1 protein-coding gene is annotated in these 1,371 nt (G+C 69.0%); it reads left to right on the forward strand.

From position 1 onward, the window contains the following. Positions 1–1,371: PAS domain S-box protein (locus tag AC1DZ6_RS25190; RefSeq protein WP_477099820.1), on the forward strand; the 1,371-nt coding region annotated here is incomplete at both ends.

Here is a 1,371-nt window from a genome sequence, read left to right on the forward strand (position 1 = left end):
GACCACCAGCGAGGGGCGCTACCGGTTTCTGGCCGAGAACACCTCGGACGTCATCGTCCGCACGGCGCTGGACGGCACGCTGCTCTACGTTTCGCCGGCTTGCCGCGCGATGGGCTACGAGCCCGAGGACCTGGTCGGCACGGCGGCGGTCAACCTGGTTCACCCGGAGGATCGCGAGCGTTTCGTCGCCAATTCCGCCCCGCTCTACGCTGGCGAAACGCCCGACCCGTCGGCTAACCGGCAGCATCGTTACCGCACCGGCGACGGGCGCTGGGTCTGGTTCGAGGGCAATCCGCAAGTTGTCCGCGACGGCGCGGGCCGGGCGATCGAGATCGTCAACGTCTTCCGGGACGTCACCGAGCGGAGAGAGTTGCAGGAACGCGCCGAGCGGATGGCGAACATGACCGCCCTGGCCGAGGAGGTGGTGGGCATCGGCTACTGGCGGATGGACTTGGCGACGGGCGAGGCGAACTGGTCGCCGCATGTCGCCACACTGTACGGCCTCGACCCCGCCGCCGAACCTGAACTCGACCAGTTCATCGCCGCGGTGCATCCCGAAGACCGGCCGGCCCAGCAGGCCCGGCTCAAGCTGGCGCGCGAGGAGGGGATCGGCTGGAAACTGGCCGTGACCCGCATCATGCTGCCCAGCGGCGAGCTGCGGTACCTAGAAGGTCACGGCTATTGCGAGCGCGACGCGGCCGGACAGGTGATCGCGATGTTCGGCGCGGTCATCGACATCACCGCCAAGGTCACGGCCGAAATCTCGCGCGCCGAGGACGAGGCTCGCTACCGGGCCATGTCCGAGCGGGTGCTTCTGGCCACCCAGGCTGGCCAGATCGGCGTCTGGGAGTGGAATGTCCAGACCGGCGCGCTGGCCTGGGACGATCGGATGTACGCCCTCTATGGCCTGGCCCCCGGCGAGGCTCTGACCGCCGAACGGTTCGTGGCCAGCCTGCATCCGGCGGATCGTCCGAAGGAAAAGGCCCTGACGCGAGCCGTTCTGGCGGGCGAAGCGCCGTATGACACTGAATTCAGGATCGTGCGTCCCAACGGCGAGCTGCGGCATGTGCGCGCCCAGGCGACGGTCGTGCGCACCAGCGACGACACCCCGGTCCGGCTGGTGGGCGTCAATTGGGACGTCACCGCCGTGCGTGATCTCGAACGCTCGCTGCGCGCCAGCGAGGACCGGGCTCGCAACGTGATCGCCAACGCCCACCAGGCCATCGTCACCGCCGACGAGGTCGGTCGGATCACCGGCTGGAACCATCATGCCGAGCTGACCTTCGGCTGGAGCATCGAGGAGGCGATCGGCGCGGATCTGGCGATGATCCTGCCCGCCGGCCAAGCGGGCGTGACCGCCTTCCTGGGCGG

It is taken from the genome of Caulobacter sp. P1_B12_2, from assembly GCF_056406675.1.